Source organism: Pseudomonas tehranensis, assembly GCF_014268615.1.
GTDB lineage: Bacteria > Pseudomonadota > Gammaproteobacteria > Pseudomonadales > Pseudomonadaceae > Aquipseudomonas > Aquipseudomonas tehranensis.
On sequence record NZ_JABWQV010000450.1, the window covers coordinates 1 to 1,506 of the forward strand.

The 1,506-nt window shown below is 56.3% G+C and carries 2 protein-coding genes; both read right to left on the minus strand.

The genetic code is table 11. The features are described from left to right. Nucleotides 1–115: 115 nt before the first annotated feature. The gene (locus HU811_RS26900) at nt 116–712 is read right to left on the minus strand and encodes a YceI family protein (RefSeq protein ID WP_092401546.1); all 597 of its coding nucleotides are present in this window, start codon (nt 710–712) and stop codon (nt 116–118) included. A gap of 32 nt (nt 713–744) precedes the next feature. After that, nucleotides 745–1,296, minus strand: a complete 552-nt coding sequence (locus HU811_RS26905; RefSeq protein ID WP_092401543.1) for a cytochrome b — start codon at nt 1,294–1,296, stop codon at nt 745–747. Between the last annotated feature and the right edge of the window lie 210 nt (nt 1,297–1,506).

Sequence of the window (1,506 nt, forward strand, 5' to 3'; positions counted from 1 at the left end):
TATCGCGAGCAGGCTCGCTCCCACAAGGGTCATGTGCGGTTCACAAGATTCCATGCGGCAATAAAAAACGCCCCTGATTCCAGGATCAGGGGCGTTTTTTTGTCAGGCGCGAATGTTACTTCGCTTGAACACCTTCAAACGTAACGTACAGCTCGACCACGTCGGACGCTGGGCCCAGGTCTTTCTGCTTGCCGAAATCGGAACGCTTGATGCTGGTGGTCCCTTCGAAGCCGGCACGGTAGCCGCCCCATGGGTCCTTGCCTTCACCCAGGAAGGTGGCCTTGACCACGACAGGCTTGGTCACGCCCAGCAGGGTCAGGTCACCGGCCACGTCGGCAGTTTCCTTGCCATCAGCGTTCTTGCCGGTGGACTTGACGCTGGTGGACACGAAGGTGGCCTTGGCGAATTTGCTCGCGTTCAAGAAGTCAGCACTGGCGATGTGCTTGTCGCGCTCGGCGTGGTTGGTGAACACGCTGGCGGTGTTCACGTTGAACTCGATCTTGCTGTCTTCAGGCTTGGCGGCGTCGAAACTGAACTTGCCGTCGATGTCCTTGAAGGTACCGGTGATGTAGCTATAACCCAAGTGGCTGATCTTGAAGTCGACAAAGGCGTGCTGGCCTTCCTTGTCGACCACATAGTCGGCAGCCATGGCCTGACCGGCCGACAGCAGGGCAGAACCGATTGCCAGGGCGGCGAGCGTTTTTTTCAACATGCTTTCTATTCCTTTGGAGTCGAGGTTGAACATCAGGCTTGGCGTCCCAGCATGCGCTTGAGGGTCGCGTCACGGTCGATAAAGTGGTGTTTCAATGCTGCCAACGCATGAAGGCCGGAAAAAATTACCAGCGCCCATGCCAGGTAGAAGTGGATCTGGCCGGCGACGTCTGCCTGATCGGGCAGTCCGGACACCAGCGCGGGTACTTCAAACAGTCCAAACACCGGAATCCCGACACCGTCTGCGGTGGAAATCAGGTAACCGGCAATCATCACGGCGAACAACCCGAGATACAGTGCGCTATGGCCAAGCTTGGCGCCGACGCGGGTCAGGCGGCCATAGGTTGGCAAGGTCGGTGGTGGCGGACTGACAAACCGCCAGACCACCCGCAGCAACATGACCGCCAGCAGCACCAAGCCAATGCTCTTGTGCAAGTCCGGCGCGTCTTTACGCCAGGAGCTGTAGTAATCCAAGCCGACCATCCACAGCCCCAGCGCGAACAGCCCGTACACCACCAGTGCAATGCCCCAGTGCAAAACGATGCTGACCCAGCCATAGCGAGAAGAAGAGTTGCGTAGCTGCATTGCTCATATCCTGTGAAAACTGCGACCAAGACTAGCGAGTTATCTATCGATTTAAAGCGGAAATTTTTGCTTTGAAATATCGAGAAATACGATGAAGAGTTTGGGTTTGATGGGTTAAGGAAAGATTAAAGCCAATACGATGCGTTATATCAGGGTGTCAGGGATTTACCAGGTGTGGGAAAGGGCCCTTTCGCGAGCAAGCCCGCTCCC